This is a genomic window from Kushneria sp. Sum13 (assembly GCF_052692355.1).
Map to the genome: position 1 here is coordinate 437,954 of NZ_CP199847.1, position 26,414 is coordinate 464,367.

The following is a 26,414-nucleotide window of genomic DNA, read 5'->3' on the forward strand; positions in this document are numbered from 1 at the left end:
TCAGAGCGATAGACGCTTCAAGTCATTCGAGGGCGCTGCCGCGGAAAGCCGGTTCAAGGGCTGGCCGTCAGGCAGGCAGAGTTCAGGATCAATTTCCAGCATGGGCTGGACCACGAAGGCACGGCTGACAAGCCAGGGATGAGGCACGACAAGGCGCGCCAGATCGAGTACCCGGTCGTCATACAGCAAAATATCCAGATCCAGTGTGCGAGGCCCCCAGTGACGCTGTCGTACGCGTCGATGACGCTGTTCCAGCGCCTGGAGCTGATCGAGCAGCGCCAGCGGGGACAAGAGGGTGTCCAGTACTGCCACGGCGTTGACGAAGTCAGGCTGATCCTGTGGACCTACCGGGCGGCTGCCGTAAAGAGAAGAGCTGGCGCTCAGTTCAGTCAGAGGCAATCCGGCAAGGTCCTCAAGCGCGCTCAGGACCTGCCGGCGAGGCTGATCGAGATTGCTGCCCAATCCGATCCAGGCCCTGTGACTCACTCCTGGTCATCCCGGGGGGCGCGGCGTCTGCGGCGGCGTCTGGGCTTGCGGGCAGGGGCGGGCATGCTTTCCGGTCCCTCGTCATCGACAGGAACATCATCCTGGCCCTGTTCTACCTTCTGCACCATTTCACGCTGCTGGGTTTCGCTGGCTTCCTGAAAGCGGGTCCACCAGAGTCCAAGCCCCGAAGCTATTTCACCGGCCGTTTCCCTGAGCAGCAAAAAGTCATAGGCCGCACGAAAGCGTGGATGCACCAGCGTCTGATAGGGACGCTTGCCCCGTCGTCGTGGCAGCATCATCTGCATGTCCCAGATCTCGCGCATGGGCAGGCTGAAGCGCTTGGGAATGGACGTATGCTGTAACTGACGATTCAGTACCTGCTGGGAAGCCTGCTGCGCAGCAGGTACCGGTGGCACGCCCTCGTTGATCAGCTGCGCGGTCTGCGCGACAGTGGCCGGCCAGAGCAGGGCGGCATACAAAAAGGCCGGAGTCACCGGCTTGTCGGCCCGAATACGCTCATCAGTGTTGATCAGCGCCTGCTCAACCATTTTTTCGGCCCAGCTCAGCTGTGCAAAAGACTCCTCAGTGCCCGGAAACAGCATGGCAAACAGGCCATGACGTCTAAGGCCGTGAAAGGCGCTCAGAGCATAACCGGACAAAAAGAGTTTGAGGACTTCTTCAAACAGCCGCGCCGAGGGAATCTGCAGCAGCAGGGAGGCACAGTCTGCCAGTGGTGCCTCTGTTTCGGCAGCCAGGGTGAAATCCAGCTTGCTGGCAAAGCGCACGGCACGAAGCATCCTGACCGGGTCTTCACGATAGCGCAGGTCCGGATCACCGATCAGGCGAAGTACGCGATGCTCGAGGTCTTCAAGGCCGCCGGTCCAGTCGTGAATGGCGAAGTCACGCACGCTGTAATAAAGCGCATTGACCGTAAAGTCACGACGCATGGCGTCTTCGTCGACACTGCCCCAGACATTGTCACGCAGCAAAAGCCCTTCTTCGGACTGATGTGAATGACGCTCGGCCATTTCGGTATCGTGACCACCGCGAAAGGTGGTGACCTCGATGATTTCACGTCCGAAACGAACGTGAACGATGCGAAATCGTCGACCGATCATGCGGGCATTGCGAAAGACGCTGCGAACCTGTTCCGGTGTGGCACTGGTGGCAACATCAAAATCCTTGGGCACCTGCCCAAGAAGAGAATCTCTGACACATCCACCTACCAGATAGGCTTCAAAACCTGCCTGGTTAAGACGATAAAGTACCTTCAGCGCATTTTCGCTGAGCATTCGTCGAGAAATTGGATGTTGATCGCGGGGAAGAATGGTGGGCGTCAAGGTGAAGCCATGTTGACCTGATGGAAATTCCGGGGACCGATCAAATAACGGCCATGATGTCCCGATCTGTCTGCGCCCTGATAAATTGTGACGCCGATCAGAGGCTCAGTGTAGCCGAGCAGCAAAAGCTTGCAAAGCAGCCTGTCATACAAGTCGGCAGTTGGTAATGAAAACGGGGAGACATTTTCGTCTCCCCGCCAATGATGATGCATCGTGTTTTTCTTCGTGATGGCGCATCGCCCTGAATACGTACCATGTTCAACGAACGCAATATGCCGTGATCTATTGTTTTTATATGCTTGAACGGCTGCGAACATCTCGTATTCAAAACAATCTTCCATAACGACAGCCACAAGGCTGCTCCGAAGATTTTATTGTTGTTTCGGAGTGTCGCAGGGTTGAGTTGTTATTATCGTACAACACTGCATTGACATCGCATTCTGTGGGTAACGAAAGGCCTTTATTGTTGTTATTGGTGCCTCGTGCGAGATGGGACCATTGTTATTATTATCAGCGCATCCACGCGTTTATGACGGACCTTTTCATATTGTTATTGTGCAAGGCTGTCGATCGGTACCGGCTATTGTTTTTGTTGGAAGCCGATCAGGTGATCGCTGTTATTTTTCTTCAGTCGACTTTACTAGTGCAGGGCATATGCCACTTTAAAAAAATCCCATTAAATTCATCAATCTATGAAAATTTAATTGATCTGGCATTGTCCAAAACAAGTTCCGGTAAATACCGAGGCTTATTTGCGCACTAAAATAGTGCATATATTTCGCGTGCTTGCTTATTTTTGGTGCACTGTTCTTGTTGGCTAGGGTCAGCATACGCGTAACGGAGCGTAAAAAAAGACGACGATGGTCGATAGTGGTCAACTCGATGTCGTTTGCTGAACATTATGAGAAGTCAGAAAGTGCGGTCGCCAGCCATTGACGGCGGCGCTGAGCTGGTGGCTGACAGGCGCATGGCGCATGGACTGCTCGGGAGATTGCCCCAGCAGCGTGAGGGCTTCATGAAGTAATGGGCGAACGGCGAGATCCTGCAGGGGAAGGGCTGGCGCCATGTTTTGTTTGGACAGCTTCTGACCGTTGGCCGCCACCACCAGCGGGAGGTGTAGATACCGGGGCGTGGGATATTCCAGTGCCTGCTGCAGTCGAATCTGCCAGGGCGTGTTGTCGAGAAGATCTGCCCCGCGGACGATATCTGTTATTCCCTGACGGGCGTCATCGACCACCACGGCCAGCTGATAGGCCCATAGCCCATCGCGTCGCTTGAGCACAACATCCCCAAGCTCCGGCAATGACCAGCGCTGATGGCCCAGTCGTCGGTCCTGCCAGCAGATGTCGGGGCCGCCGATATCGGTTCTGAGTCGCCAGGCGACATCACGCTCGGGATGCAGGGGGCCATGACGACACCAGCCCGGATAGACGCTGAAATGCTGCCACTCCTTTCGCGAGCAGCTGCAGGGGTAGGCCATGCCGCCTTTCACAAGCGCATCCAGCGCCATCTGGTAATCGCTGTCATGGTCATGCTGATACTCGACGGCGCCATCGTGATAAAGGCCGAAAGCGTCGAGCTGTTTGATAATGGTGTCACTGGCACTGGGTGGGCAGCGGGGAGGGTCAATATCCTCGATGCGCAACAGCCAGCGACCGCCTTGTGAGCGGACATCCAGCCAGCTTGCCAGTGCGGCCAGCAAGGAACCGAAATGCAAAGGCCCCGAGGGCGTTGGTGCAAAGCGACCAACGACCGCGGAGCCGTGTTCAATATGCCTTTGGCTCGGCATTCAGCCTCCGAGCTGTTTTTCCTTCAATTCAGACAGCGTTTTACAGTCAACGCAGAGTGTGGCCGTAGGCCGGGCTTCCAGGCGTCGGATGCCGATTTCGATGCCACAGGCGTCACAAAAGCCGTAATCATCCTCATCGATTTTTTCGATGGTCTCGTTGATTTTCTTGAGCAGCTTTCGCTCGCGGTCACGAGTGCGAAGCTCGAGATTGAAGCCTTCTTCCTGCGTGGCGCGATCGGCAGGGTCCGCGTAGTTATTGGCGTCTTCCTGAAGGTGGCGAACGGTGCGGTCGACCTCTGCCATCAGGTCGTTTTTCCAGTTAAGCAGAATCTGGCGGAAGTGTGCCAGCTGCTGCTCGTTCATGTACTCTTCGCCCGGCGTTGGCTCATAGGGCGTAAAGGTATCGGGCGACTGCGTCTCGGCTACTGCCATGGGAGATTGCCTCACTGCAGGTAATAGCGATGCTGTAAGCCCGCAAGACTGTTCCTGATTACCGCATCGCATGATTCAGGGTAGTGCTGTTTATAGGAAATCCATGCCAATTGCAAGCCGGTTTCAACGAACGTCAGCAGGCCTGGAGATCGCCTCATGAGTGTAGTTCACCCCATGCTATCGGCGCTGGAGTCGGGAGCATGAAATTGCCGCCACTATGGTCGGGCGTGCTGATCGCACGCTACAAACGTTTTCTGGCCGACATCCGCCTTGATGACGGCCGTGTCATTACCGCGCACTGCCCCAACACCGGCTCGATGCGCGCCGTCAATGTGCCTGGCTGTCGGGTCTGGGTGTCCTGGCATGACAATCCGAAGCGGCGGCTGGCATGGACCTGGGAGCTGATCGAGCTGCCGGATGGGGCGATGGCCTCCATTCATACCGGGCGGGCCAATGCTCTGGTGCAGGAAGCACTGGAAGCCGGGACACTGCTGCCGTTCGAACCGCCATGGACATTGCAGCGCGAGGTCAGAACGGGGGAGTCAAGGCTTGATTTTTGTTTGACGCCTGAAGAGGGCGTCCCGGTCTGGCTGGAGGTCAAGCAGGTGACGCTCAAGGAGGCGGGCGGTGGTTATTTCCCCGATTCTGTCAGCACCCGGGGGCGCCGCCATCTGGAAACACTCATGGCACTGCGTGCTGCTGGCGACCGGGCGGTGCTGGTATTTCTGGTCGCCCATGACGGTATTGATGACGTCCAGCCGGCCGCGCACCTTGATCCTGCCTATGCCCGCACCTTTCAGGCAGCATGCGAGGCAGGGGTAGAGGTCATGATGCTGGGCTGCGATATCACGCCCGAACAGGTAACAGCCTGTCGCTACCGCCGCCTTTATTAGGTTCAGGTGGCGCTGTCGGGGCCTTCCAGCTCGCGATCGCGAAGATAGGTGATCTCCGTTTTGCCATGCGGGGCAGGGCGGCCGTCCTCGCCCATGTTGACGAAGACAATCTCATCAATGGTCAGGATGTTTTTGTGGGTGATCTTGTTGCGCACCACGCAGTGAAGAGTGAGTGATGTCTTGCCGAATCGGGTGGCGGTAATCCCCAGCTCGATAATGTCCCCCTGACGGGCGCTGGAGACAAAGTTGATGGACGACATGTATTTGGTCACCACGCGCGAGTTGGCCAGCTGGATGACGGCATAGATGGCCGCTTCTTCGTCGATCCATTTCAGCAGGCTGCCCCCGAAGAGCGTGCCGTTGGGGTTGAGATCCTCGGGCTTGATCCACTTGCGGGTATGAAAATTCATGTTCAGGCCTCGCTGGGCGTCACGGATTGATCCTTGGATCATACCAAAGTCCAGGGCGCCCGGACCCTTCTGTTCTAGCGCTTGACCCGAAAGATGGCATCCTGGCCGAAAAGATTGGGCCAGCGCCGATGGCGCCACTGGCCTTCCGTACTGCCATTGCCTACCGCGCGGTCGGTGATGGTATGCCCCTGCTGGCGGCACAGATCGGAAAAGTCCCGGAAGGTCGATAGATGGATATTGGGCGTGTCGTACCAGGCATGCGGCAGCGAGCGCGATACCGGCATGCGGCCCTTGATGCCCAGCGACAGGCGATGGCGCCACCAGGCAAAGTTGGGAAAGGCAATGATGCATTCATTGGCGACACGCAGCATTTCATCGAGCATCAGGTCAGGTCGTCTCAGGACCTGAAGTGCCTGGGTCATGATCACCAGATCGAAGGTGTCATCGGGAATATTGGTCAGTCCTTGGTCCAGATCCTGCTCGATGACATCCACGCCCTTTTCAAGACAGCGTGAAATCCCGTCGCTGTCGATCTCAAGGCCATAGCCCGTGACCTGCTTTTGCGCCGAGAGCGCTGCCAGCAGGGTACCGTCGCCACAGCCCAGGTCCAGAACGCGAGCGCCATGCGGGACCCAGTCATAAATCAGTGCAAGATCGGCCCGCATCACAAATTTCCCTCGGTAGTCCGTTCCACGTCATTGGCAACACGCGTCATGAAACCGCCCAGTACGGCCTCATAGCGCTCATTGGGCAGCAGGAAGGCATCATGCCCATGGGGAGAGTCGATATTGGCATAGCTGACATGCTTGCCGGCCCGCAGGAGTGCATCGACCAGTTCGCGTGACCGGGCTGGCGCGAAACGCCAGTCGGTCGTAAAGCTGACCACCAGAAAACGACACGTCGCCGTGGACAGGGCGCGGGGGAGGTCATCCTCGTGCTCACCGGCCGGGTCGAAGTAATCAAGCGCCTTGGTCATCAGCAGATAGGTGTTGGCATCAAAGCGTGTCGAGAAGGTATCGCCCTGATAGCGCAGATAGGACTCCACCTCGAATTCGACATCATAGCCATAGTTGAGGCTGTCGGTGCGCAGATCGCGTCCGAAGCGCGCGCCCATGGAATGTTCCGAAAGATAGGTGATATGACCGACCATGCGGGCCAGCCGCAGCCCTTGCCTGGGCAGGGTCTGATGCTCGGTATACCAGCCGTCAAAGAACTCGGGGTCGGAACGTATGGCCTGGCGTGCCACTTCATTGAAGGCAATGTTTTGTGCCGAAAGCCGTGGCGTTGCGGCAATGACGGTGGCATTGGCCACTCGCTCGGGCAGGCTCATGGCCCATTGCAGGACCTGCATGCCGCCCAGACTGCCGCCGACCACGGCGGCAAAGCGCTGGATGCCGAGGCGGTCAGCCAGCATGGCTTGACTGTTGACCCAGTCGGTCACGGTCATGAGCGGAAAGTCGGGACCCCAGATGCGGCCGGTAGCCGGATTTTCACTGGCAGGGCCGGTACTGCCATGACAGCCGCCAAGGTTGTTGACGGCAATCACGAAAAAGCGTCGGGTATCGATGCTTTTGCCGGGACCGATGTGCGCATCCCACCAGCCGGGCTTTCGATCATCAACATGATGATAGCCGGCAGCATGATGGTGACCCGACAGCGCATGGCAGATCAGGACCGCATTACTGGCCGTTTCGTTAAGCGTACCGTAGGTTTCATACACCAGCTCAAAGGCCGGGAGTTCACGGCCGCAGGCCAGCGCCAAGGGCGTATCAAAGCGGGCGACCTGGGGGGTTACCAGGCCAACCGATGTAGAAGACAGTGTCTCGGGCATCAGCACTCAAATCCGGTCAGACAGGGCAGGCCGGAATCATGGCCCGGCGTCGCAGGCGCACTGTAGCATATCGTCGCAGGCGTCGGGGGAGCGCGCTGGCGGGGCGGCTGTCGTGCGCGGGCACGACAGCCTGTCAGGTCTTAAATCAGCGGTGCAAGGGGGCCGGCTGCACGGCTGAGCGCACCCACCAGAAAGCTGTCGAGCACGTTGATCAGCAAAAAGACCACGATGGGAGAGAGATCGATCATGCCGATGGCAGGAATGACGCGTCGTACTGGCGCCATGACCGGTTCGGTAATCTGAAACACCAGCAGTGCTCCGGGGTGACCGGACTGGGGGGCGACCCAGCTCAGAATGATCATGATGATCATCGCAAAGAAGTAGATCTTCAAAATGGCGTTGACCACGCCCGCCAGCGCTGCCACGGCCAGCAGGCCAATGGGCGGAAAGCCAAAGATCACCATGCAGATCAGGGCAATGCCCGCCATCTTGAACAACAGTGCGACCACAAGCGTTGCGATATCAATGGGGCCGGCAGGTCGCAGGATGCGCTGCAGTGGGGCCACCAGTGGCGAGGTTGCCTTGACGATCGCCTGGCTGATGGGGTTGTAGTAGTCGGCATGTGAGGCATGCAGCAAAAAGCGCAGCATCAGCACAAACAGATAAAGGTTGATCAGGGTGTTGACCAGCATGATGCCGGTATCGCCCAGTGCGCTCCCCATGGAGACTCTCCGTTATGTCGTCACAAGATGACAGATACAGTGAATTTACTGATCCCGCAGCTCACGTGCCAGTGATTCGGCACGCTCGAAACAGGCCAGTGTGGCATCATCCACCATTTTCTCGAAGCCGGCCTGCTCAAAACTGGCAATGGCGCGCTCCGTAGTACCTTTCGGCGACATCACCTGTTGCTTGAGCGTTTTCGGGTCATGTTCGCTTTCTTTTGCCATGTGGGCTGCGCCCAGTGCCGTCTGAATGGCCAGTCGCCGCGCGATGTCGCGTGAAAGCCCTCGTGCCACGCCGGCATTTTCCATGGCTTCCAGCATATAGAAGAAGTAGGCAGGCGCGCTGCCGGCAATGGCCGTGACGGCGCTGAGCAGGGTTTCTTCTTCTACCCATTCGATAATGCCAACGGCCGACAGCAGATCGCCTGCCAGAGCACGGTGGGCCTCGCTGAGCCCGGGGGGAGCATACAGGCCGGTGGCGCCCTGGCCCACCAGCGCCGGTGTATTGGGCATGCAGCGAATGATGGGCAGGCTATCATCGCCCAGCCACTGGCCGAGGGTGTCGATGGTCAGCCCTGCGGCGATGGAGATGACCAATGGGCGGCTGATCTGCAGCGCGTCCTGAAGCGGCTCGCAGACCTCGCGCATGATCTGTGGCTTGACGGCCAGAATAACGACATCGGCTTCACTGACCGCAGCGGCATTGTCGCTGGTGGTCTGAATGCCGTAGCGCGCCCGATGCTGCTCGAGCATGGCCTCATCGGGGGACGTGGCCGTAATGGCCTCGGCCGGGTAACCATTGTCGATCAGGCCACCGAAGATGGCGCTGGCCATGTTGCCGGCGCCGATAAAGGTCAATTGACTTGCCATGAAAGGTGTCCTTGTGGTCGGGAAGTTCAGTCGCGGCTGCCGAAAATGGCCGTTCCAAGTCTGACCAGCGTGGCGCCCTCGTCAATGGCGGCTTCCATGTCACCGCTCATGCCCATCGACAGGGTGTCCAGTGGCGCCTCGGGATAACGCCTTGCCAGTGTCTCGAAAAGCTCACGCAGTGCTGCGTGTGGACGTCGCTGTTGCGCCGGATCATCGCTGGCCGCCGGAATGGCCATCAGGCCGCGCAATCTCAGCCCCGGCAGGGCCATGACCTGCTCGGCCAGTGCCGGCAACGCCTCGGGCATCACGCCCGACTTCGAGCTTTCCCGGCTGATATTGACCTGCAGACAGACATTGAGCGCGTCCATGGAGGCCGGGCGAGCCTCGCTCAGGCGTCGCGCGATCTTTTTGCGGTCTACCGTATGGACCCAGCTGAAGTGTTCGGCCACATCACGCGTCTTGTTGGACTGAAGTGCGCCGATATAGTGCCACTCGATCTCTTCAAGGTCTGCCAGAGCCTGCTGTTTTTCCAGTGCCTCCTGCAGATAGTTTTCCCCGAAAAGCCGCTGGCCGACATCAAATGCTGCGCGCAGCATGTCCGCCGGTTTGGTCTTGCTGACCGCCAGTACCGCCGCACTGTCGGCCGGTCGCCCGGCGCTGACAAGGGCCTGCTCAAGTCGGTGGCGTATGGCGACGATATTGTCCTTTACGGCGTGGCTCTGATCTGGGGTTGCGCGTGACTGCTGATCGCTCATGAGTGATCACTCTTTGTGACGTCCGGAACTGCGAACGCATGGATATTACCGAACTGCTGGCTTTTACAGCAAAACAGGGTGCCTCGGACCTTCACCTGTCGGCAGGTTTGCCGGCCATGATGCGTGTCGATGGCGAAATTCGTCGCCTTAACGTGCCGGCGCTTGAACATGAAGACGTCGAGCGCCTGCTGATGGCGGTCATGAGTGAGGCCCAGCAGCAGAATTTCAAAGAAGCGCTGGAGCTCGATTTTTCCGTCGAGGTGCCGGGCGTTTCGCGTTTTCGCGTCAATGCCTTTCATCAGGACAGGGGCGTCGCCGGGGTTTTTCGTACCATTCCTTCGCATGTGCCCAGTCTGGAGTCGCTCGGGCTTGGAGAGGTCTTTCGACGGCTGGCTTCATGCCCGCATGGACTGGTGCTGGTGACAGGGCCTACCGGCTCGGGCAAGTCCACTACGCTGGCGGCCATGGTGGATCATATCAACGGCGCCCGCGCCCAGCATGTGCTGACCATTGAGGATCCCATTGAATTTGTGCACCACTCCCGGCGGGCGCTGATCAATCAGCGCGAGGTGCAACGCGATACACATGATATTGCCAGTGCCCTGCGCTCGGCGCTGCGTGAAGATCCTGACGTCATTCTGGTAGGAGAAATGCGCGATCTGGAAACCATGCGGCTGGCGTTGACGGCGGCCGAGACCGGCCACCTGGTGCTGGCCACGCTGCATACCACCTCTGCGGCCCGAACGGTGGATCGCATCGTGGATGTCTTCCCCGGGGATGAAAAGGCAATGGTGCGCGCCATGTTGTCCGAGTCCCTTCAGGGCGTGATTTCACAGCAACTGATGCGCCGTATCGGTGGGGGCAGGATTGCCGCCCACGAGATTCTGATTGCGACACCCGCCATCCGAAATCTGATTCGCGAGGACAAGGTGGCCCAGATCTACTCTGCGCTGCAGACCGGCGGCGGGCTGGGCATGCAGACCATGGAGGCCGCCGTGTCGAAGCTGGCGGCTGAAGGTCTGATCGTGCGCGAAGAGAAAGGCTGATGCTTCGGGGTTGCTGATGGCCGGAGCATGCCAGGAGGGTGCTGAGCCCCGGGCCGCAGCAGGAAAACTCAGCGCTCGTACACCCCACCCAGAATGCGGGGGCCTGCGGCACCGGTGACCGAGGCCAGGTTGCCTGCAAGTTTTTCCAGCCGCCGCCAGGCAAGCCAGGCAAAGGCGCCCGCTTCCAGCCAGTCGGGTGACCAGCCCAGCGCCTGGCAGGACCCGGTTTTGATCGGTGACAGTCTTGCGCTCAGGGTGTCCATCAAGGCGACATTATGTGCACCGCCGCCACAGGGAATGACGCAGGCCGCGGTCTGCGCCTCGGGAGGCAGGTGGCGCTCCAGTTCACGAGCAATGCTTTCAACGGTCAGCGTCAGCAGGGTGGCCTGAACATCTGCCGCAGATTCCTCTTCCAGATGTGTCTCAAGCCACTGCAGGTGAAAATGCTCCCGGCCCGTGCTCTTGGGCGGTGGGCTGTCAAAAAAGGCGTCACTTAACAGTCTTGCCAGCAAGGGGGTCTGGCACTGCCCCTGAGCGGCCCAGGCGCCATCGCGATCGAACCGGCCGTCATGATGACGGGCATACCAGCCATCCAGCAAGGCGTTGGCCGGGCCGGTGTCAAAGCCGATCACCGGTATGTCACTGCCCTCCGGCGGTAGCAGGGTGACGTTGGCAAACCCCCCCAGGTTCAGCAGGACACGCCACTGATGAGGGTCACGAAAAATCGCGTTGTGGAAAGCGGGGGCCAATGGTGCACCCTGACCGCCGGCGGCGAGATCCCGCCTTCGAAAATCGGCCACGACGCGACAGCCAGTCAGTTCGGCCAGTCGTGAAGGATTGTCCAGTTGCCAGGTATACGGAAAAGGACCCGCCGGGCGGTGTTCAATGGTCTGCCCATGGCTGCCGATGGCAGTGATGTCCGAGATGGCATGACCGCTTTTCTCCAGAAGTGCCGTGACGGCCTGCGCCTGAAGTCTGCAGAACGCCTCTTCGGTTTCTGCCAGCGTTTCAAAGGCCACTTCTCCGGCGTGACATAGATGCCAGAGCTGGCGGCGCAAGGGCTCCGGCATGTCGATGCCCGTGGCTTCCAGTAAAAGAGGTCGGTGATGGTGGTCACATTCCACCAGCGCTGCATCGATACCGTCCAGGCTGGTGCCGGACATCAGACCTATAAAAAGACTCATCTGCTCACTCCTGGCGGGGCGGTCTCTGCGTTTGCCGCCATGCTATCATGCCCCACATTTCTTGCTGTTCTCCCGTCTGGCGGGAGGAGCAGTCGCAACAACCTGAAAACAGGAGATGCAGGTCATGGCCGATGTTGCCGATGCGCTGGCGCTGATCAAGCGCGGTGTCCACGAGATACTTGTAGAAGACGAGCTGGAAAAGAAGCTCTCTCTGGGGCGACCGCTGCGCATCAAGGCCGGCTTCGATCCCACCGCCCCTGATCTTCATCTGGGACACACGGTGCTTTTGAACAAGCTGCGCCAGTTTCAGGATCTGGGGCATGAGGTGCTGTTTCTGATTGGTGATTTCACCGGGCGAATCGGTGATCCCACTGGCAAGAGCGTGACGCGAAAGCCCCTGACACAGGAAGACGTCATGGCCAACGCGCGCACCTATCAGGAGCAGGTGTTCAAGGTGCTTCATCCCGAGCGTACGAAGGTGGTCTTCAACGCGCAGTGGATGAGTGCGATGTCGGCCGCCGATCTGATCAGCCTGGCCGCCCAGACCACCGTGGCCCGCATGCTGGAGCGTGATGATTTTGAAAAGCGCTATCGCGGCAACCAGCCCATCGCCATTCACGAGTTTCTCTATCCACTTATACAGGGGTATGACTCGGTAGCACTGGAAGCCGATATCGAGATCGGTGGCACCGATCAGAAGTTCAATCTGTTAATGGGGCGTGAGCTTCAAAAGCATTATGGACAGACGCCGCAGGTGGTCCTGACCATGCCGCTGCTTGAAGGCCTGGACGGGGTGCAGAAGATGTCCAAGTCACTGGGCAACTATGTCGGCATCACGGATCGTCCCGGTGAGATGTTCAACAAGATTGTGTCCATGCCGGACTCGCTCATGTGGCGCTACTTCGAGCTGCTGTCGCTCAAGCCCATGGAAGAAGTCAGGGCGCTGATGAGTGACGTGGACAACGGCGCCAATCCGCGTGACGTCAAGATGGTGCTGGCGCGTGAGCTGGTGGCCCGCTTTCATGGCGAAGAAGCCGCTGCCGGGGCACACCGCGCCAGTGGCAATCAGCTCAAGGAAGGCGAGCTGCCGGATGATCTGCCGGAAGTAGAGGTTATTGTCGAGGATATGGCGGAAGCACCCATTGCTCTGATCCTCAATCGAGCCGGCCTTGCCAACAATAGTGCTCAGGCAAAGGACATGCTGAAAAACGCACGTGTCTGGATTGATGGCAACAAGGTAGAGGCAGGACACATGCTCGCAGTGGGTCATGAATACGTGATCCAGGCCGGTAAAAAGCGTTATGCCAGGGTGCGGGTGCACAAGGGATAACCTTATTCCTGGACAAGTCATACACCTGCAGCATTTTTTGTACATAAAAGTTGGACATGACCGCTACAATTCGGTAAGTTGTACAAACACCGAGGCAGCCGGCGCATGGAAGCGTTGCACCCAGGGAAGGGAAGCCCCGGTGTAAATTTCAAGGACATCACTATGGAGGGTGGTGTTTAAGGATCAGGAAGATCCATAGGGCCCGCCGCTGACACGATCAGCGGCGGGCCTTTTCTTTTGGCGACTCTCCTCCTTATAGAGAGATGCTCTCTCTATAAGGAGGAGAGTGCGGAGAGCCCAGCCTGTAGAGCCGTCGCCAAACGAGCCTCTCTCCCGTTGTGACAGAAAAGTGAAAGTTTTTGACGAAAGGGGTTGCGCCCTCGGGGTCTGATCTATAAAGTACGCATCCGCTGCCACGGAGCACACGGCGACGAGGCAGCGGGGAAGTTTGGCAGGTGATTGTTTTGACTGAGGTTTTGGTCGTCCAATCAGGATCACGGATCCAGCCGCTGACTTCCGAATCGAAAAAAAGAGGTTGACTTTTCGATTCAGGGCTGTAAAATGCCCACTCTCTCGAAGCAGCCGCCACGGCGACTGAGGCAACATCTTCGAGACGCTCTTTAACAAGTCGATCAGGCAATTTGTGTGGGCGTCTGGCTCGTGTGTGACACCAGTCACATAGATAGTCGAGCAGACGAACACTCGTCAAGAGTAACTAGTTTGACCTCGAGCCCGGATTGATTCACCTCGCGGACTGCCTCGGCAGGCCTCGAAACGAATCTCAAAGCTTCAAAATAAACTGAAGAGTTTGATCATGGCTCAGATTGAACGCTGGCGGCAGGCCTAACACATGCAAGTCGAGCGGTAACAGGGGTAGCTTGCTACCCGCTGACGAGCGGCGGACGGGTGAGTAATGCATGGGTATCTGCCCGGTAGTGGGGGATAACTCGGGGAAACCCGAGCTAATACCGCATACGTCCTACGGGAGAAAGCAGGGGATCTTCGGACCTTGCGCTATCGGATGAGCCCATGTCGGATTAGCTTGTTGGTGAGGTAACGGCTCACCAAGGCGACGATCCGTAGCTGGTCTGAGAGGATGATCAGCCACACCGGGACTGAGACACGGCCCGGACTCCTACGGGAGGCAGCAGTGGGGAATATTGGACAATGGGGGGAACCCTGATCCAGCCATGCCGCGTGTGTGAAGAAGGCCTTCGGGTTGTAAAGCACTTTCAGTGGGGAAGAAGGCATGATGATTAATACTCGTCATGAAGGACATCACCCACAGAAGAAGCACCGGCTAACTCCGTGCCAGCAGCCGCGGTAATACGGAGGGTGCAAGCGTTAATCGGAATTACTGGGCGTAAAGGGCGCGTAGGCGGCTTGCCAAGCCGGATGTGAAAGCCCCGGGCTCAACCCGGGAACGGCATTCGGAACTGGTAGGCTAGAGTGCAGGAGAGGAAGGTGGAATTCCCGGTGTAGCGGTGAAATGCGTAGAGATCGGGAGGAATACCAGTGGCGAAGGCGGCCTTCTGGACTGACACTGACGCTGAGGCGCGAAAGCGTGGGTAGCAAACAGGATTAGATACCCTGGTAGTCCACGCCGTAAACGATGTCGACCAGCCGTTGGACCCCTTGAGGGTTTGGTGGCGCAGTTAACGCAATAAGTCGACCGCCTGGGGAGTACGGCCGCAAGGCTAAAACTCAAATGAATTGACGGGGGCCCGCACAAGCGGTGGAGCATGTGGTTTAATTCGATGCAACGCGAAGAACCTTACCTGCTCTTGACATCCTGCGAATTCCTCAGAGATGAGGAAGTGCCTTCGGGAACGCAGAGACAGGTGCTGCATGGCTGTCGTCAGCTCGTGTTGTGAAATGTTGGGTTAAGTCCCGTAACGAGCGCAACCCCTATCCCTTTTTGCCAGCGCGTAATGGCGGGAACTTCAGGGAGACTGCCGGTGACAAACCGGAGGAAGGTGGGGACGACGTCAAGTCATCATGGCCCTTACGAGCAGGGCTACACACGTGCTACAATGGCCGGTACAAAGGGTTGCGAAGCGGCGACGTGAAGCCAATCCCAGAAAGCCGGCCTCAGTCCGGATCGGAGTCTGCAACTCGACTCCGTGAAGTCGGAATCGCTAGTAATCGTGGATCAGAATGCCACGGTGAATACGTTCCCGGGCCTTGTACACACCGCCCGTCACACCATGGGAGTGGACTGCACCAGAAGTGGTTAGCTTAACCTTCGGGAGAGCGATCACCACGGTGTGGTTCATGACTGGGGTGAAGTCGTAACAAGGTAGCCGTAGGGGAACCTGCGGCTGGATCACCTCCTTAAACGACAAGTGCTCACGCGAACCAGCGCGTCCACACAAATTGCCTGATCGGATAGAGCGAAGACTGCTTGGGTCTGTAGCTCAGTTGGTTAGAGCGCACCCCTGATAAGGGTGAGGTCGGCAGTTCGAGTCTGCCCAGACCCACCAACCTGTCGGGGCCTTAGCTCAGCTGGGAGAGCGCCTGCCTTGCACGCAGGAGGTCAGCGGTTCGATCCCGCTAGGCTCCACCATACAGCTCGGTGTCACAGTCTCGCTCCTACTGATGAAACCACAGTCAAAAGTCATGATGATGACAATCATCGACATGATTTCTGACTGTCTTTTTGACAGTACGCTCTTTAACAATGTGGATCATGCTGACCTGTCGGTCGGTGAACACCTCGTCTTCGGATGAGCGTTGTGACCCGGCCGGCAGACAACGTATAAATTTATCGCCATGCATAGTCGTATGCATGCCGGTAAATGTAGTGTGATTGTGAGACCGGACCCCTTGGGGTTATATGGTCAAGCGATTAAGCGCACACGGTGGATGCCTAGGCAGTCAGAGGCGATGAAGGACGTGACAGCCTGCGATAAGCGTCGGTGAGGTGGCAAATGACCTGCGACCCGGCGATTTCCGAATGGGGAAACCCACCTGCCACAAGGCAGGTATTCATGAGCCAATACATAACTCATGAAGGCGAACCGGGAGAACTGAAACATCTAAGTACCCCGAGGAAAAGACATCAATTGAGATTCCCCCAGTAGCGGCGAGCGAACGGGGACCAGCCCTTAAGCAGTGCAACCGATAGGCGAACAGTCTGGGAAGTCTGACCATAGCAGGTGATAGTCCTGTAGCCGAAATCCGAGCATTGTGAAATCGAGTAGGTCGGGGCACGTGAAACCCTGACTGAACATGGGGGGACCATCCTCCAAGGCTAAATACTCCTGACTGACCGATAGTGAACCAGTACCGTGAGGGAAAGGCGAAAAGAACCCCGGCGAGGGGAGTGAAATAGATCCTGAAACCGTGTGCGTACAAGCAGTGGGAGCAGACTTGTTCTGTGACTGCGTACCTTTTGTATAATGGGTCAGCGACTTATTCTCAGTAGCGAGCTTAACCGAATAGGGGAGGCGCAGGGAAACCGAGTCTTAAATGGGCGACTTAGTTGCTGGGAATAGACCCGAAACCGGGCGATCTATCCATGGCCAGGATGAAGGTCAGGTAACACTGACTGGAGGTCCGAACTCAAGTATGTTGAAAAATGCTGAGATGAGCTGTGGATCGGAGTGAAAGGCTAATCAAGCTCGGAGATAGCTGGTTCTCCTCGAAAGCTATTTAGGTAGCGCCTCACGTATTACCACCGGGGGTAGAGCACTGTTTCGGCTAGGGGGCCATCCCGGCTTACCAACCCGAGGCAAACTCCGAATACCGGTGAGTACAGCGTGGGAGACACACAGCGGGTGCTAACGTCCGTTGTGAAAAGGGAAACAACCCAGACCGCCAGCCAAGGTCCCAAAATCCCGGTTAAGTGGGAAACGATGTGGGAAGGCACAGACAGCCAGGAGGTTGGCTTAGAAGCAGCCATCCTTTAAAGAAAGCGTAATAGCTCACTGGTCGAGTCGGCCTGCGCGGAAGATGTAACGGGGCTCAAACCGGGTACCGAAGCTGCGGGTGCATCCTTATGGATGCGCGGTAGAGGAGCGTTGTGTAAGCCTGCGAAGGTGGATCGTGAGGTCTGCTGGAGGTATCACAAGTGCGAATGCTGACATGAGTAACGACAAGGGGAGTGAAAACCTCCCCCGCCGGAAGACCAAGGGTTCCTGTTCGACGTCAATCGGAGCAGGGTGAGTCGACCCCTAAGGCGAGGCCGAAAGGCGTAGTCGATGGGAAACGGGTTAATATTCCCGTACCGGATGTTATTGCGATGGGGGGACGAAGAAGGCTAGGTGAGCCAGGCGTTGGTTGTCCTGGTAAAAGCGAGTAGGCCTGGGGATCAGGCAAATCCGGTCCTCTATAAGCCGAGACGCGAGACGAACAGACTACGGTCTGGAAGTCACTGATGCCACGCTTCCGGGAAAAGCCTCTAAGCTTCAGATAACATGCGATCGTACCCCAAACCGACACAGGTGGTCAGGTAGAGAATACCAAGGCGTATGAGAGAACTCGGGTGAAGGAACTAGGCAAAATGGCACCGTAACTTCGGGAGAAGGTGCGCCGGCCAGGGTAACGGGACTTGCTCCCTCAGCTCTGACCGGCCGAAGAGACCAGGTGGCTGCAACTGTTTATTAAAAACACAGCACTCTGCCAACGCGTAAGCGGACGTATAGGGTGTGACGCCTGCCCGGTGCCGGAAGGTTAATTGATGGTGTTAGCCGCAAGGCGAAGCTCTTGATCGAAGCCCCGGTAAACGGCGGCCGTAACTATAACGGTCCTAAGGTAGCGAAATTCCTTGTCGGGTAAGTTCCGACCTGCACGAATGGCGTAATGATGGCCACGCTGTCTCCACCCGAGACTCAGTGAAATTGAAATCGCTGTGAAGATGCAGTGTACCCGCGGCTAGACGGAAAGACCCCGTGAACCTTTACTATAGCTTCACACTGGACGCTGATGTTACCTGTGTAGGATAGCTGGGAGGCTTTGAAACCCTGACGCCAGTTGGGGTGGAGCCAATCTTGAAATACCAGCCTGGTATCATTGGCGTTCTAACTCCGCACCGTGATCCGGTGTGAGGACAGTGTGTGGTGGGTAGTTTGACTGGGGCGGTCTCCTCCTAAAGAGTAACGGAGGAGCACTAAGGTACCCTCAGCACGGTTGGAAATCGTGCAATGAGTGCAAGAGCATAAGGGTGCTTGACTGCGAGACGGACATGTCGAGCAGGTGCGAAAGCAGGTTCTAGTGATCCGGTGGTTCTGTATGGAAGGGCCATCGCTCAACGGATAAAAGGTACTCCGGGGATAACAGGCTGATACCGCCCAAGAGTTCATATCGACGGCGGTGTTTGGCACCTCGATGTCGGCTCATCACATCCTGGGGCTGAAGTCGGTCCCAAGGGTATGGCTGTTCGCCATTTAAAGTGGTACGCGAGCTGGGTTTAGAACGTCGTGAGACAGTTCGGTCCCTATCTGCCGTGGGCGTCGGAAGTTTGAGAAGTGCTGCTCCTAGTACGAGAGGACCGGAGTGGACGCACCGCTGGTGTACCGGTTGTCATGCCAATGGCACCGCCGGGTAGCTATGTGCGGACGGGATAACCGCTGAAGGCATCTAAGCGGGAAGCCCCCTTCAAGATGAAACTTCCCTGGAGCCTCGAGCTCCCTGAAGGGCCCTTGAAGACGACAAGGTTGATAGGCGCGGTGTGTAAGTGCAGCAATGCATTGAGCTGACGCGTACTAATTGCCCGTGAGGCTTGACCATATAACACCCAAGTGGTTCGCATCACACGAATGCGTTGATATATCGATCAGCATGATCCCGATTTTGACCCGCTGCTCAAGAGCAGCCGGTCTGCAGAATTGCCTGACGACCATAGCGTGCCGGCACCACCCGATCCCTTCCCGAACTCGGTAGTGAAACGGCTCCGCGCCGATGGTAGTGTGGGGTCTCCCCATGTGAGAGTAGGTCATCGTCAGGCACCCCTTCCGAACCCCCGGTCCTTAACAGGACCGGGGTTCTTTTATGCGCGCCATCCGGCCGCCACGGCCCGTGGTGCCGGCCCCGCCCGCGGTCACTGACGTGACCGGCGGGCGAGGGCCCCCCCGCCTCAGGGCGTCTTGTTCATGGCCGCCAGCGCGGCGGTCAGGGCCGTCATCTCCGCCTCGGTACCGATCGAGATGCGCAGCCAGTCCGACAGGCCGGGCGTGCCGAAGTGGCGCACCAGAATGCCGGCGGTCCGCAGCCGGGCGGCCACGTCGGCCGCCGGGTGACGTGTGGGCCGGGCAAACAGGAAGTTGGCCCGAGAGGGCAACCTTTAACAGCCGAGAACAACAGTGTTTCAGCTGGCTCCAATCGCTTCAACGGAAGAAAAAAATGGCTCTGATAATGTCTTTAATGGCCTTCAGACTACATTCCATAGAAAGCATTATTGTATTAAGTCGCAAATTAATGCCAATAAAAAAGGCATCCTGATGGATGCCTTTTAATGAGTAATTATCACTGTAAATCGTTAGAACATTACGGCGATATCTGTAGCCAGCGAGTCAGTGCTTCACGATCAATGGCGTCACGATCAATTTTCAAATAAGCCACGTTTTCCTCCCTGACCACCAGTGCATCTTCAATGCCTGCAATATTCTTGAGCTCTCTGCTGCACGCGCTACTGTCAGTAATTTTTTTTCCTTCCAGAGAAACAACTTCACTTGAAAGATGTTTGGGAGCGGTCATGTTCAGGATGGTCAAAAACCATAGTGCACCCAACGCCGCGGCAAAAAGAAAAACGGCATCGATACCGAAATGACCGGCCACTGCGCCTCCCAGACCGCCGCCCACACTGGCGCCCAGAAACTGACTGGTAGAATACACGCCCATGGCCGTACCCTTGGCGCCGGCGGGTGAGAGTTTGCTGATCATGGAGGGCAGCATGGCTTCCATCAGGTTGAAACCGGTAAAAAATATCAATAACAGCAGAATCAATACCCATTTGGTTTGCGCTGTCTCACCAAGGCCTAAAAGTGCCAGTGTCATGGCCGCGACAGCACCCATGAAAACCATTTTCATGTGACGATATTTCTCTGCTGCAACGATCAAGGGCACCATGGCAAAAAAGCCGACAGCCATGACGGGAAGATAAACCCACCCATGGTACTGAGCATCAATGCCGAGGTTTTCGAGCCTGATGGGCAGAGCAATAAAACAGCCTGTCAAAATGGCATGCAGGGCAAATATTGAAAAATTCAGGCGCAGGAGTTCGCTCTGAAACAACATCTTTCTCACTTGCCGTGGGTCTATACCAACATCCCGATGCTGTCTGGCCGGCGCTGAGGGCACTAGTCGCCAGAGAATCAAAAGGCCCACCAGCGCCAGCAGTGCTGTACTCCAGAATACGCCTGAAAGCCCGAACACTTCTGCCAGAAACGGTCCTAATGCCATTGCAATACCAAAGGCAACACCAATGCTCATGCCAATGGCTGCCATGGCAGTGGTCCTTGTTTCCTCTCTGGTCTTGTCTGCCAGCAATGCCATCAGCGCACCGGCAATGGCACCACTACCCTGCAGGCAGCGCCCGGCAATAACGCCATAAATGGACGTCGACAGGGCAGCCACAACGCTGCCTGCGAAAAAGAGCAGTAAACCGAAGGCGATGATCTGTTTACGGCCCAGTCGATCAGAAAGCGTGCCAAAGGGAATTTGAAAGATGGCCTGTGCCAGCCCATAACCTCCCAGTGCAATACCGATCAGAAACGGCGTTGAGCCTTCCAGATCTCTGGCATAAAGGGCAAGTACAGGTAAAACCATAAAAAGCCCCAGCATGCGAAAGGCATACAACATGCCCAGGCCTGCGATTGCACGGTATTCGCCTGCATTGAGTGGAATGTGTTTCATGATTCTCCGAAAACCTTGGGGCAGGTCATCATTTTAACGGTCTGACGGGGCTGCGGGAAATTGATATACGATCCGGGGATGCACGGGTAAGGCATGAGCGCTCTTTAAGGGCATGAAAGTCAGCTCCCCTTGTGACGAATGGAATTGGTGAAAGGTTCCATGTATCATGCCGCGGTGTTTTGTCGCATTGGTTTAGTGTTGTTCGCCTGCCATTTTTAGCTGCTACCCCTGTAAAATGCTTTTAGTGCCTGGGCTGATGGCGAAGTGTTCACTTACTTTAAGGCCCCTTGATCGCATGTTTTCTAATGCCAAGGTCTAAATAAGCTTTTGTCACAGCACTTGAAGTCAACAGGCGAAAAACTGAACAATAGCAGTGGTAGCGTATAGCACCATGCAGGGCTGTCATGCCTGCCGCTTTCAGTCAGTCAGATGACTTTCATGTCACCTCCCTGCTGGGAGCCGTCACAGACGGGAAATATCCGTCCGGGACAGTCACTTCCAACGATAAGACCATCAGACACTCCTGCAATGTCAGGTTGTCTGACGCGGTAGATGCCATCCGTGAACGTTGCTGTCAGACCGTGATCGGAAGCGGGCAGGTACCTGTCACGCATTTCCGGCCTCTCTGGCCGGACAAAAGCGAAGTGTTCAAGCTGGCCGTTCAAGAGAGCGTGAGATGAGAAAATGGAACTATCCAGACATTCTTAAAAGGGTGTCACTGCTTGCTACTGTCGCACTTGTGCTCAGTGGTTGTACGGGATCAAGCCTCCTCGATCCCAAGGGGCCGGTTGGCGCTGAACAGAAATACCTGATCATGACATCGTTTTTCCTGATGTTGATCGTGGTAATTCCCGTCATCGTTATGACGATTCTTTTCGCTTGCCGTTACAACTATGTCAAGAATGCGAAGTACTCGCCCAACTGGTCCCACTCCAACAAGATTGAAGTGGTTGTCTGGGCAGTACCGCTGGCCATCGTTTTCATCCTGAGTGTTTTGACATGGCGCAGTACGCATGCTCTTGACCCGCATCGCGTGCCGGAGTCCGACAGGGACCCCATCGTCATTCAGGTCATGGCACTGGACTGGAAGTGGCTGTTCGTTTATCCGGAGCAGGGCATCGCATCGGTTAATGAACTGGCTTTCCCGGTTGATACGCCAGTCGAGTTCAGGGTCAGTTCCAACAGCGTCATGAACTCGTTTTTCATTCCCCAGCTTGGCAGCCAGATTTATGCCATGGCAGGAATGGAAAATACCGTTCACCTGATGGCGACTGAAGAAGGCACCTACGCTGGCATGTCAGCCAACTACAGCGGTCATGGCTTCAGCGGTATGCACTTCAAGGCACTGGCAACATCGGATGAAGGCTTCCAGCAGTGGGTCGACAGCGTTCGACAGTCTTCGGAAACCCTGCAGCAGGATAGTTTCAATGAGCTGGCCAAACCCAGCCGAGACAACCCGGTCGAGTACTTCTCTACCGTTACTCCTGGCCTGTACACCGATATTGTCAACAGTTACATCACGTCGGGCGATAGCTCGCATCATGGGGCTGAGGAGTAAACATGTTCGGCAAACTTAGTATTGAAGCCGTCCCCTACCATGAACCCATTGTCATGGTGGTTCTGGGTGTGGCGGCGCTGATGGGTTTGGCAGTGGCTGCGGCCATTACCTATTTCAAGAAGTGGGGATATCTCTGGAGGGAGTGGATTACCTCCGTGGATCACAAGCGCCTTGGCGTGATGTATATCATCGTTGCCATTGTCATGCTGATCCGTGGTTTTTCCGATGCCATCATGATGCGCTCCCAGCAGGCCATTGCCTCCGGGGGAGCAGAGGGCTATCTGCCACCTGAACACTATGACCAGATCTTTACCGCTCACGGCGTCATCATGATCTTTTTCATGGCCATGCCGTTCATGGTGGGTCTGATCAACATTGTGGTGCCGCTTCAGATCGGCGCTCGTGACGTGGCCTTTCCGTACCTGAACTCGCTGAGTTTCTGGCTCACGATGGCTGGTGTCATTCTGGTCAACGTGTCTCTGGGTGTGGGCGAATTTGCAGCAACCGGCTGGCTTGCCTATCCGCCGCTGTCCGATATTCAGTACAGTCCGGGCGTAGGCGTGGATTACTGGATATGGAGTCTACAGATATCAGGTATCGGTACCCTGCTGACCGGTGTGAACTTCTTCGTCACCATTTTGAAGATGCGCGCGCCCGGCATGACCATGATGAAGATGCCGATGTTTACCTGGACATCGCTGTGCAGCGTTGTATTGATCATTGCTGCATTCCCCATTCTGACGGTCACCATCGCCCTGCTAACGCTTGATCGCTACATTGGCACCCATTTCTTTACCAATGACATGGGTGGCAACCAGATGATGTACGTCAACCTCATCTGGGCATGGGGGCACCCTGAAGTTTATATTCTGGTGCTGCCTGCCTTTGGTATTTTTGCCGAGGTTGTGGCGACCTATTGCAAGAAGCGTCTGTTTGGCTACACCTCCATGGTTTATGCCACGGTCGCCATTACCGTACTGTCCTTTGTTGTCTGGCTGCACCACTTCTTCACCATGGGTGCCGGCGCCAATGTAAACGCCTTCTTCGGTATCGCCACGATGATCATTGCGATCCCCACCGGGGTCAAAATCTTCAACTGGCTGTTCACCATGTATGAAGGTCGTGTTCAGTTCAGCGTGCCAATGGCGTGGACACTGGGTTTTCTCATCACCTTCACGATTGGTGGGATGACCGGTGTACTGCTGGCCGTACCGGGCGCTGACTATGTGCTTCATAACAGCCTGTTCCTGATCGCACACTTCCACAACGTTATCATTGGTGGCGTGGTGTTCGGTTATCTGGCCGGCTTTGCCTACTGGTTCCCGAAAGTGTTCGGATTCAAGCTTGATGAAAAGCTTGGCAAGGCATCTGCCTGGTGCTGGATCGTGGGCTTCTTTACGGCCTTCATGCCACTGTATGCCCTTGGCTTCATGGGCATGACCCGTCGTCTGAACAGCTATGACAACCCGGACTGGCATTTCCCGCTGATCGTTGCTGCCATTGGTGCCGGCATCATTGCCTGTGGTATTGCCTGCCAGCTGCTGCAGCTTTTCGTCAGCATCAAGAATCGTCATCAGAACATTGATGAGACAGGCGATCCGTGGGGCGGTCGTACACTGGAATGGTCCATTCCTTCACCGGCTCCCTTCTACAACTTTGCGCATATTCCCGTTGTTGAAGAGCGTGATGCCTTCTGGCACATGAAGGAAAATGGCGTCAGTGAACAAAAGCCTGCCGAATACCAGGATATCCACATGCCGAAAAATACCTCGGCCGGATTCTTCATTGGCATCATTGCTGCCGTTTTTGGATTTGCTCTGATCTGGCATATCTGGTGGCTGGCGATCGTTTCGGCTGTAGGTATCTTCATCACCATGGTGATGCGTACCTTCAACGACGATATTGACTATTACGTTCCCGCTGCCGAAGTTGAGCGCATCGAAAGTCAGCGTTATCAAAAATTGTCAAATCAGGCGTAATCCATGTCGACTCAATCAATGACCAATCAGGACGCTCATGCCCACGGGCATGAGCACCATGAGCATGAGCATCATGATCCGGTAGCGACCAGAGTATTCGGTTTCTGGATCTACATCATGAGCGACTGCATACTGTTTGCATCGATTTTTGCAACCTTCGCAGTCCTTGGTACGAACTATGCCGGCGGTCCCACGTCGCATGAACTGTTCGAGCTGCCCTTTGTTCTGGTAGAAACCTTTGTACTGCTGGCCAGTAGCTTCATGATCGGGCTGGCATCGCTGGCCATGAACAAGGGAGACAAGCAGCGCACCATGCTCTGGCTGGCGCTGACCCTGATTCTGGGTGCAGTGTTTGTCAGTCTTGAAATTTACGAGTTCCATCACTTCATTTCTGAAGGAGCCGGTCCTCAGCGCAGTGCCTTCCTGTCGTCCTTCTTTACGCTGGTGGGTACGCACGGTCTGCACGTCACTTCCGGGTGTATCTGGGCCATCATTTTGCTGATCCAGATTGCCACCAAGGGTCTGACTGACATGAACCGCTCGCGTTTGATGTGTCTGAGCCTGTTCTGGCACTTCCTGCACATCATCTGGATCTGCGTATTCACCATCGTCTATCTGATGGGGGTCATTTAATGTCCAATCAGCATCAATCCCAGGAAAGTCACGATCATGGTAGCGTCAAGTCCTATACCACGGGCCTGATCATCTCCATCATCCTGACCGTCATCCCCTTTGGTCTGGTGATGACCGGTGCACTATCGACCACGGCGACGCTTGCAATCATCCTGATCATGGCGGTAGTACAGATTGTGGTGCAGGTCGTATATTTCCTTCATCTCAGTGAAGGTTCAGGGCCACGCTGGAACATGATCTCGCTATGGTTCACGATTCTGATCGTGGGCATTGTAGTGGTGGGCTCGGTGTGGATCATGTTCCATCTCAACCATAATCTGATGGTAGGGATGTAAGAAGTCTGTCCCGATGCTCAAAAGATATCTCCTGCTAACGAAGCCGGGCATTGTCTTCGGCAATCTGATCTCGGTAACAGGGGGATTCTTTCTGGCCTCGAGAGGAAGCATCGACCTGGTGTTGTTTTTCGCCACCGTTATCGGGGTGTCACTGGTCGTTGCTTCCGGTTGTGTGTTCAACAATGTCATAGATCGTGACATTGACGAGTACATGGCGCGCACGCAAAAGCGTGCGCTTGTCGAAGGCACGATCGATGTTCGCTCTGCGCTGATCATGGCCTGCCTGCTGGGTACAGCAGGCTTTTTACTTTTATTGATAATTGCCAACCCGCTGGCTGCGGGTGTAGCCCTGTTTGGTTTTGCCATTTACGTTGGCGCCTACAGCCTCTGGCTCAAGCGTCATTCTGTCCATGGCACCCTGATTGGTAGTCTGTCCGGTGCGGCACCGCCGGTCATCGGATACTGTGCCGTCAGCAATGAGTTTGACCTTGGTGCGCTGCTGGTATTGTTGATTTTCAGTCTCTGGCAGATGCCGCATTCCTATGCGATTGCTATCTTCAGGCTGGAAGATTATCGAGCAGCTTCCATCCCCGTGCTCTCTGTTGCAAAGGGGGTGGCGTCTGCCAAGCGCCAGACAGTTGCCTATATCGTGGCTTTTGGTGTGGCCGCCACGCTTCTGACGCTGACGGGATACACCGGCTACGTCTATCTGGTGGTCATGATTGTCATGACGCTCTATTGGCTTTACATCGCCATTGCCCGTTATGGGCAGGGGGATGATAGCCGCTGGGCCCGTCAGCTTTTTGGGATTTCGATACTGGTCGTCACTGTCCTGAGTGCCGTCATGGCGATCGATTACCAAAAGCCTGCTTCGGAAGTGACAGCGGCGCAGCTTGACCTGACAGCACCTCTGCACGTCTAATCAATTCAATGCTGTATTGACGTTCCGGTCGATCAGCATTGC

The 26,414-nt window shown here is 56.3% G+C and carries 21 protein-coding genes, 2 tRNA genes and 3 rRNA genes; 13 read left to right on the forward strand and 13 right to left on the reverse strand.

What is annotated here, in order from left to right:
- From folK to dksA, 4 genes are all read right to left on the reverse strand, one after another.
- Complete coding sequence (gene folK, locus ACUN8C_RS02080) at positions 1–486, reverse strand: 2-amino-4-hydroxy-6-hydroxymethyldihydropteridine diphosphokinase (RefSeq protein ID WP_445620711.1); 486 nt, start codon at positions 484–486, stop codon at positions 1–3.
- On the reverse strand, positions 483–1,826 hold the full coding sequence (gene pcnB, locus ACUN8C_RS02085) for a polynucleotide adenylyltransferase PcnB (RefSeq protein ID WP_445620712.1): 1,344 nt from the start codon (positions 1,824–1,826) through the stop codon (positions 483–485). The genes folK and pcnB overlap by 4 nt, the downstream gene beginning before the upstream one ends.
- Positions 1,827–2,700: 874 nt before the next feature.
- Positions 2,701–3,615 carry a tRNA glutamyl-Q(34) synthetase GluQRS gene (gluQRS, locus tag ACUN8C_RS02090; RefSeq protein ID WP_445620713.1) on the reverse strand — a complete coding sequence of 305 codons (915 nt, stop codon included), beginning with the start codon at positions 3,613–3,615 and terminating at the stop codon, positions 2,701–2,703.
- On the reverse strand, positions 3,616–4,047 hold the full coding sequence (gene dksA, locus ACUN8C_RS02095) for an RNA polymerase-binding protein DksA (RefSeq protein WP_445620714.1): 432 nt from the start codon (positions 4,045–4,047) through the stop codon (positions 3,616–3,618).
- 200 nt (positions 4,048–4,247) lie between these two features.
- Between dksA and sfsA the strand changes: the two genes are divergently transcribed.
- Entirely contained in the window at positions 4,248–4,940 is a 693-nt protein-coding gene (sfsA, locus tag ACUN8C_RS02100) for a DNA/RNA nuclease SfsA (RefSeq protein ID WP_445620715.1), read from the forward strand.
- A gap of 2 nt (positions 4,941–4,942) precedes the next feature.
- Here sfsA and ACUN8C_RS02105 read toward each other — a convergent pair whose 3' ends face one another.
- From ACUN8C_RS02105 to ACUN8C_RS02130, 6 genes are all read right to left on the reverse strand, one after another.
- On the reverse strand, positions 4,943–5,350 hold the full coding sequence (locus tag ACUN8C_RS02105) for an acyl-CoA thioesterase (RefSeq protein WP_108844121.1): 408 nt from the start codon (positions 5,348–5,350) through the stop codon (positions 4,943–4,945).
- A gap of 74 nt (positions 5,351–5,424) precedes the next feature.
- Positions 5,425–6,015, reverse strand: a complete 591-nt coding sequence (gene metW / locus ACUN8C_RS02110) for a methionine biosynthesis protein MetW (RefSeq protein ID WP_108844107.1) — start codon at positions 6,013–6,015, stop codon at positions 5,425–5,427.
- Positions 6,015–7,181 (reverse strand): homoserine O-succinyltransferase MetX, encoded by a 1,167-nt coding sequence (gene metX, locus ACUN8C_RS02115; RefSeq protein ID WP_445620716.1) that lies wholly within the window; start codon positions 7,179–7,181, stop codon positions 6,015–6,017. Before metX ends, metW begins: the two co-directional genes overlap by 1 nt.
- Positions 7,182–7,321: 140 nt before the next feature.
- Positions 7,322–7,903 (reverse strand): YggT family protein, encoded by a 582-nt coding sequence (locus tag ACUN8C_RS02120; RefSeq protein WP_108844108.1) that lies wholly within the window; start codon positions 7,901–7,903, stop codon positions 7,322–7,324.
- Positions 7,904–7,948: 45 nt separating this feature from the next.
- Positions 7,949–8,776: a pyrroline-5-carboxylate reductase gene (gene proC / locus ACUN8C_RS02125; protein ID WP_445620717.1), complete on the reverse strand. Its 828-nt coding sequence runs from the start codon at positions 8,774–8,776 to the stop codon at positions 7,949–7,951.
- Between the two features lie 26 nt (positions 8,777–8,802).
- Entirely contained in the window at positions 8,803–9,531 is a 729-nt protein-coding gene (locus ACUN8C_RS02130) for a YggS family pyridoxal phosphate-dependent enzyme (protein ID WP_445620718.1), read from the reverse strand.
- A gap of 38 nt (positions 9,532–9,569) precedes the next feature.
- Between ACUN8C_RS02130 and ACUN8C_RS02135 the strand changes: the two genes are divergently transcribed.
- Positions 9,570–10,577 (forward strand): type IV pilus twitching motility protein PilT, encoded by a 1,008-nt coding sequence (locus ACUN8C_RS02135; protein ID WP_445620719.1) that lies wholly within the window; start codon positions 9,570–9,572, stop codon positions 10,575–10,577.
- A gap of 68 nt (positions 10,578–10,645) precedes the next feature.
- Here the strand turns inward: ACUN8C_RS02135 and ACUN8C_RS02140 are convergent, their stop codons facing one another.
- Positions 10,646–11,761, reverse strand: coding sequence for an anhydro-N-acetylmuramic acid kinase (locus ACUN8C_RS02140; RefSeq protein WP_445620720.1), 1,116 nt, complete (start codon positions 11,759–11,761; stop codon positions 10,646–10,648).
- A gap of 124 nt (positions 11,762–11,885) precedes the next feature.
- On the opposite strand from ACUN8C_RS02140, the gene tyrS reads away from it, so the two are divergent.
- From tyrS to rrf, 6 genes are all read left to right on the forward strand, one after another.
- On the forward strand, positions 11,886–13,091 hold the full coding sequence (gene tyrS / locus ACUN8C_RS02145) for a tyrosine--tRNA ligase (protein ID WP_445620721.1): 1,206 nt from the start codon (positions 11,886–11,888) through the stop codon (positions 13,089–13,091).
- Between the two features lie 796 nt (positions 13,092–13,887).
- A 16S ribosomal RNA gene (locus ACUN8C_RS02150) occupies positions 13,888–15,428 on the forward strand.
- A gap of 69 nt (positions 15,429–15,497) precedes the next feature.
- Positions 15,498–15,574: transfer RNA gene (locus ACUN8C_RS02155), tRNA-Ile, on the forward strand.
- Between the two features lie 7 nt (positions 15,575–15,581).
- A tRNA-Ala gene (locus ACUN8C_RS02160) sits at positions 15,582–15,657 on the forward strand.
- 272 nt (positions 15,658–15,929) lie between these two features.
- Positions 15,930–18,821, forward strand: a 23S ribosomal RNA gene (locus ACUN8C_RS02165).
- A gap of 101 nt (positions 18,822–18,922) precedes the next feature.
- A 5S ribosomal RNA gene (gene rrf / locus ACUN8C_RS02170) occupies positions 18,923–19,038 on the forward strand.
- The 16S, 23S and 5S rRNA genes sit together here with 2 tRNA genes alongside, the layout of an rRNA operon.
- Positions 19,039–19,167: 129 nt before the next feature.
- Here the strand turns inward: rrf and ACUN8C_RS02175 are convergent.
- A complete protein-coding gene (locus ACUN8C_RS02175) occupies positions 19,168–19,371 on the reverse strand; it encodes an aminotransferase class I/II-fold pyridoxal phosphate-dependent enzyme (RefSeq protein WP_445620722.1) in 204 nt (67 codons plus the stop codon).
- Between the two features lie 206 nt (positions 19,372–19,577).
- Entirely contained in the window at positions 19,578–20,945 is a 1,368-nt protein-coding gene (locus ACUN8C_RS02180; RefSeq protein WP_445620723.1) for an MFS transporter, read from the reverse strand.
- Between the two features lie 676 nt (positions 20,946–21,621).
- On the opposite strand from ACUN8C_RS02180, the gene cyoA reads away from it, so the two are divergent.
- The 5 genes from cyoA to cyoE are packed head-to-tail and all read left to right on the forward strand — an operon-like array spanning position 21,622 to position 26,372.
- Positions 21,622–22,503 (forward strand): ubiquinol oxidase subunit II, encoded by an 882-nt coding sequence (gene cyoA, locus ACUN8C_RS02185; RefSeq protein ID WP_445620724.1) that lies wholly within the window; start codon positions 21,622–21,624, stop codon positions 22,501–22,503.
- Between the two features lie 2 nt (positions 22,504–22,505).
- Positions 22,506–24,482, forward strand: a complete 1,977-nt coding sequence (gene cyoB / locus ACUN8C_RS02190) for a cytochrome o ubiquinol oxidase subunit I (protein WP_445620725.1) — start codon at positions 22,506–22,508, stop codon at positions 24,480–24,482.
- Positions 24,483–24,485: 3 nt separating this feature from the next.
- Positions 24,486–25,115: a cytochrome o ubiquinol oxidase subunit III gene (cyoC, locus tag ACUN8C_RS02195; RefSeq protein WP_108842837.1), complete on the forward strand. Its 630-nt coding sequence runs from the start codon at positions 24,486–24,488 to the stop codon at positions 25,113–25,115.
- A complete protein-coding gene (gene cyoD, locus ACUN8C_RS02200; RefSeq protein ID WP_108842838.1) occupies positions 25,115–25,450 on the forward strand; it encodes a cytochrome o ubiquinol oxidase subunit IV in 336 nt (111 codons plus the stop codon). Before cyoC ends, cyoD begins: the two co-directional genes overlap by 1 nt.
- 13 nt (positions 25,451–25,463) lie before the next feature.
- On the forward strand, positions 25,464–26,372 hold the full coding sequence (gene cyoE, locus ACUN8C_RS02205) for a heme o synthase (RefSeq protein ID WP_445620726.1): 909 nt from the start codon (positions 25,464–25,466) through the stop codon (positions 26,370–26,372).
- Positions 26,373–26,414 lie beyond the last annotated feature (42 nt).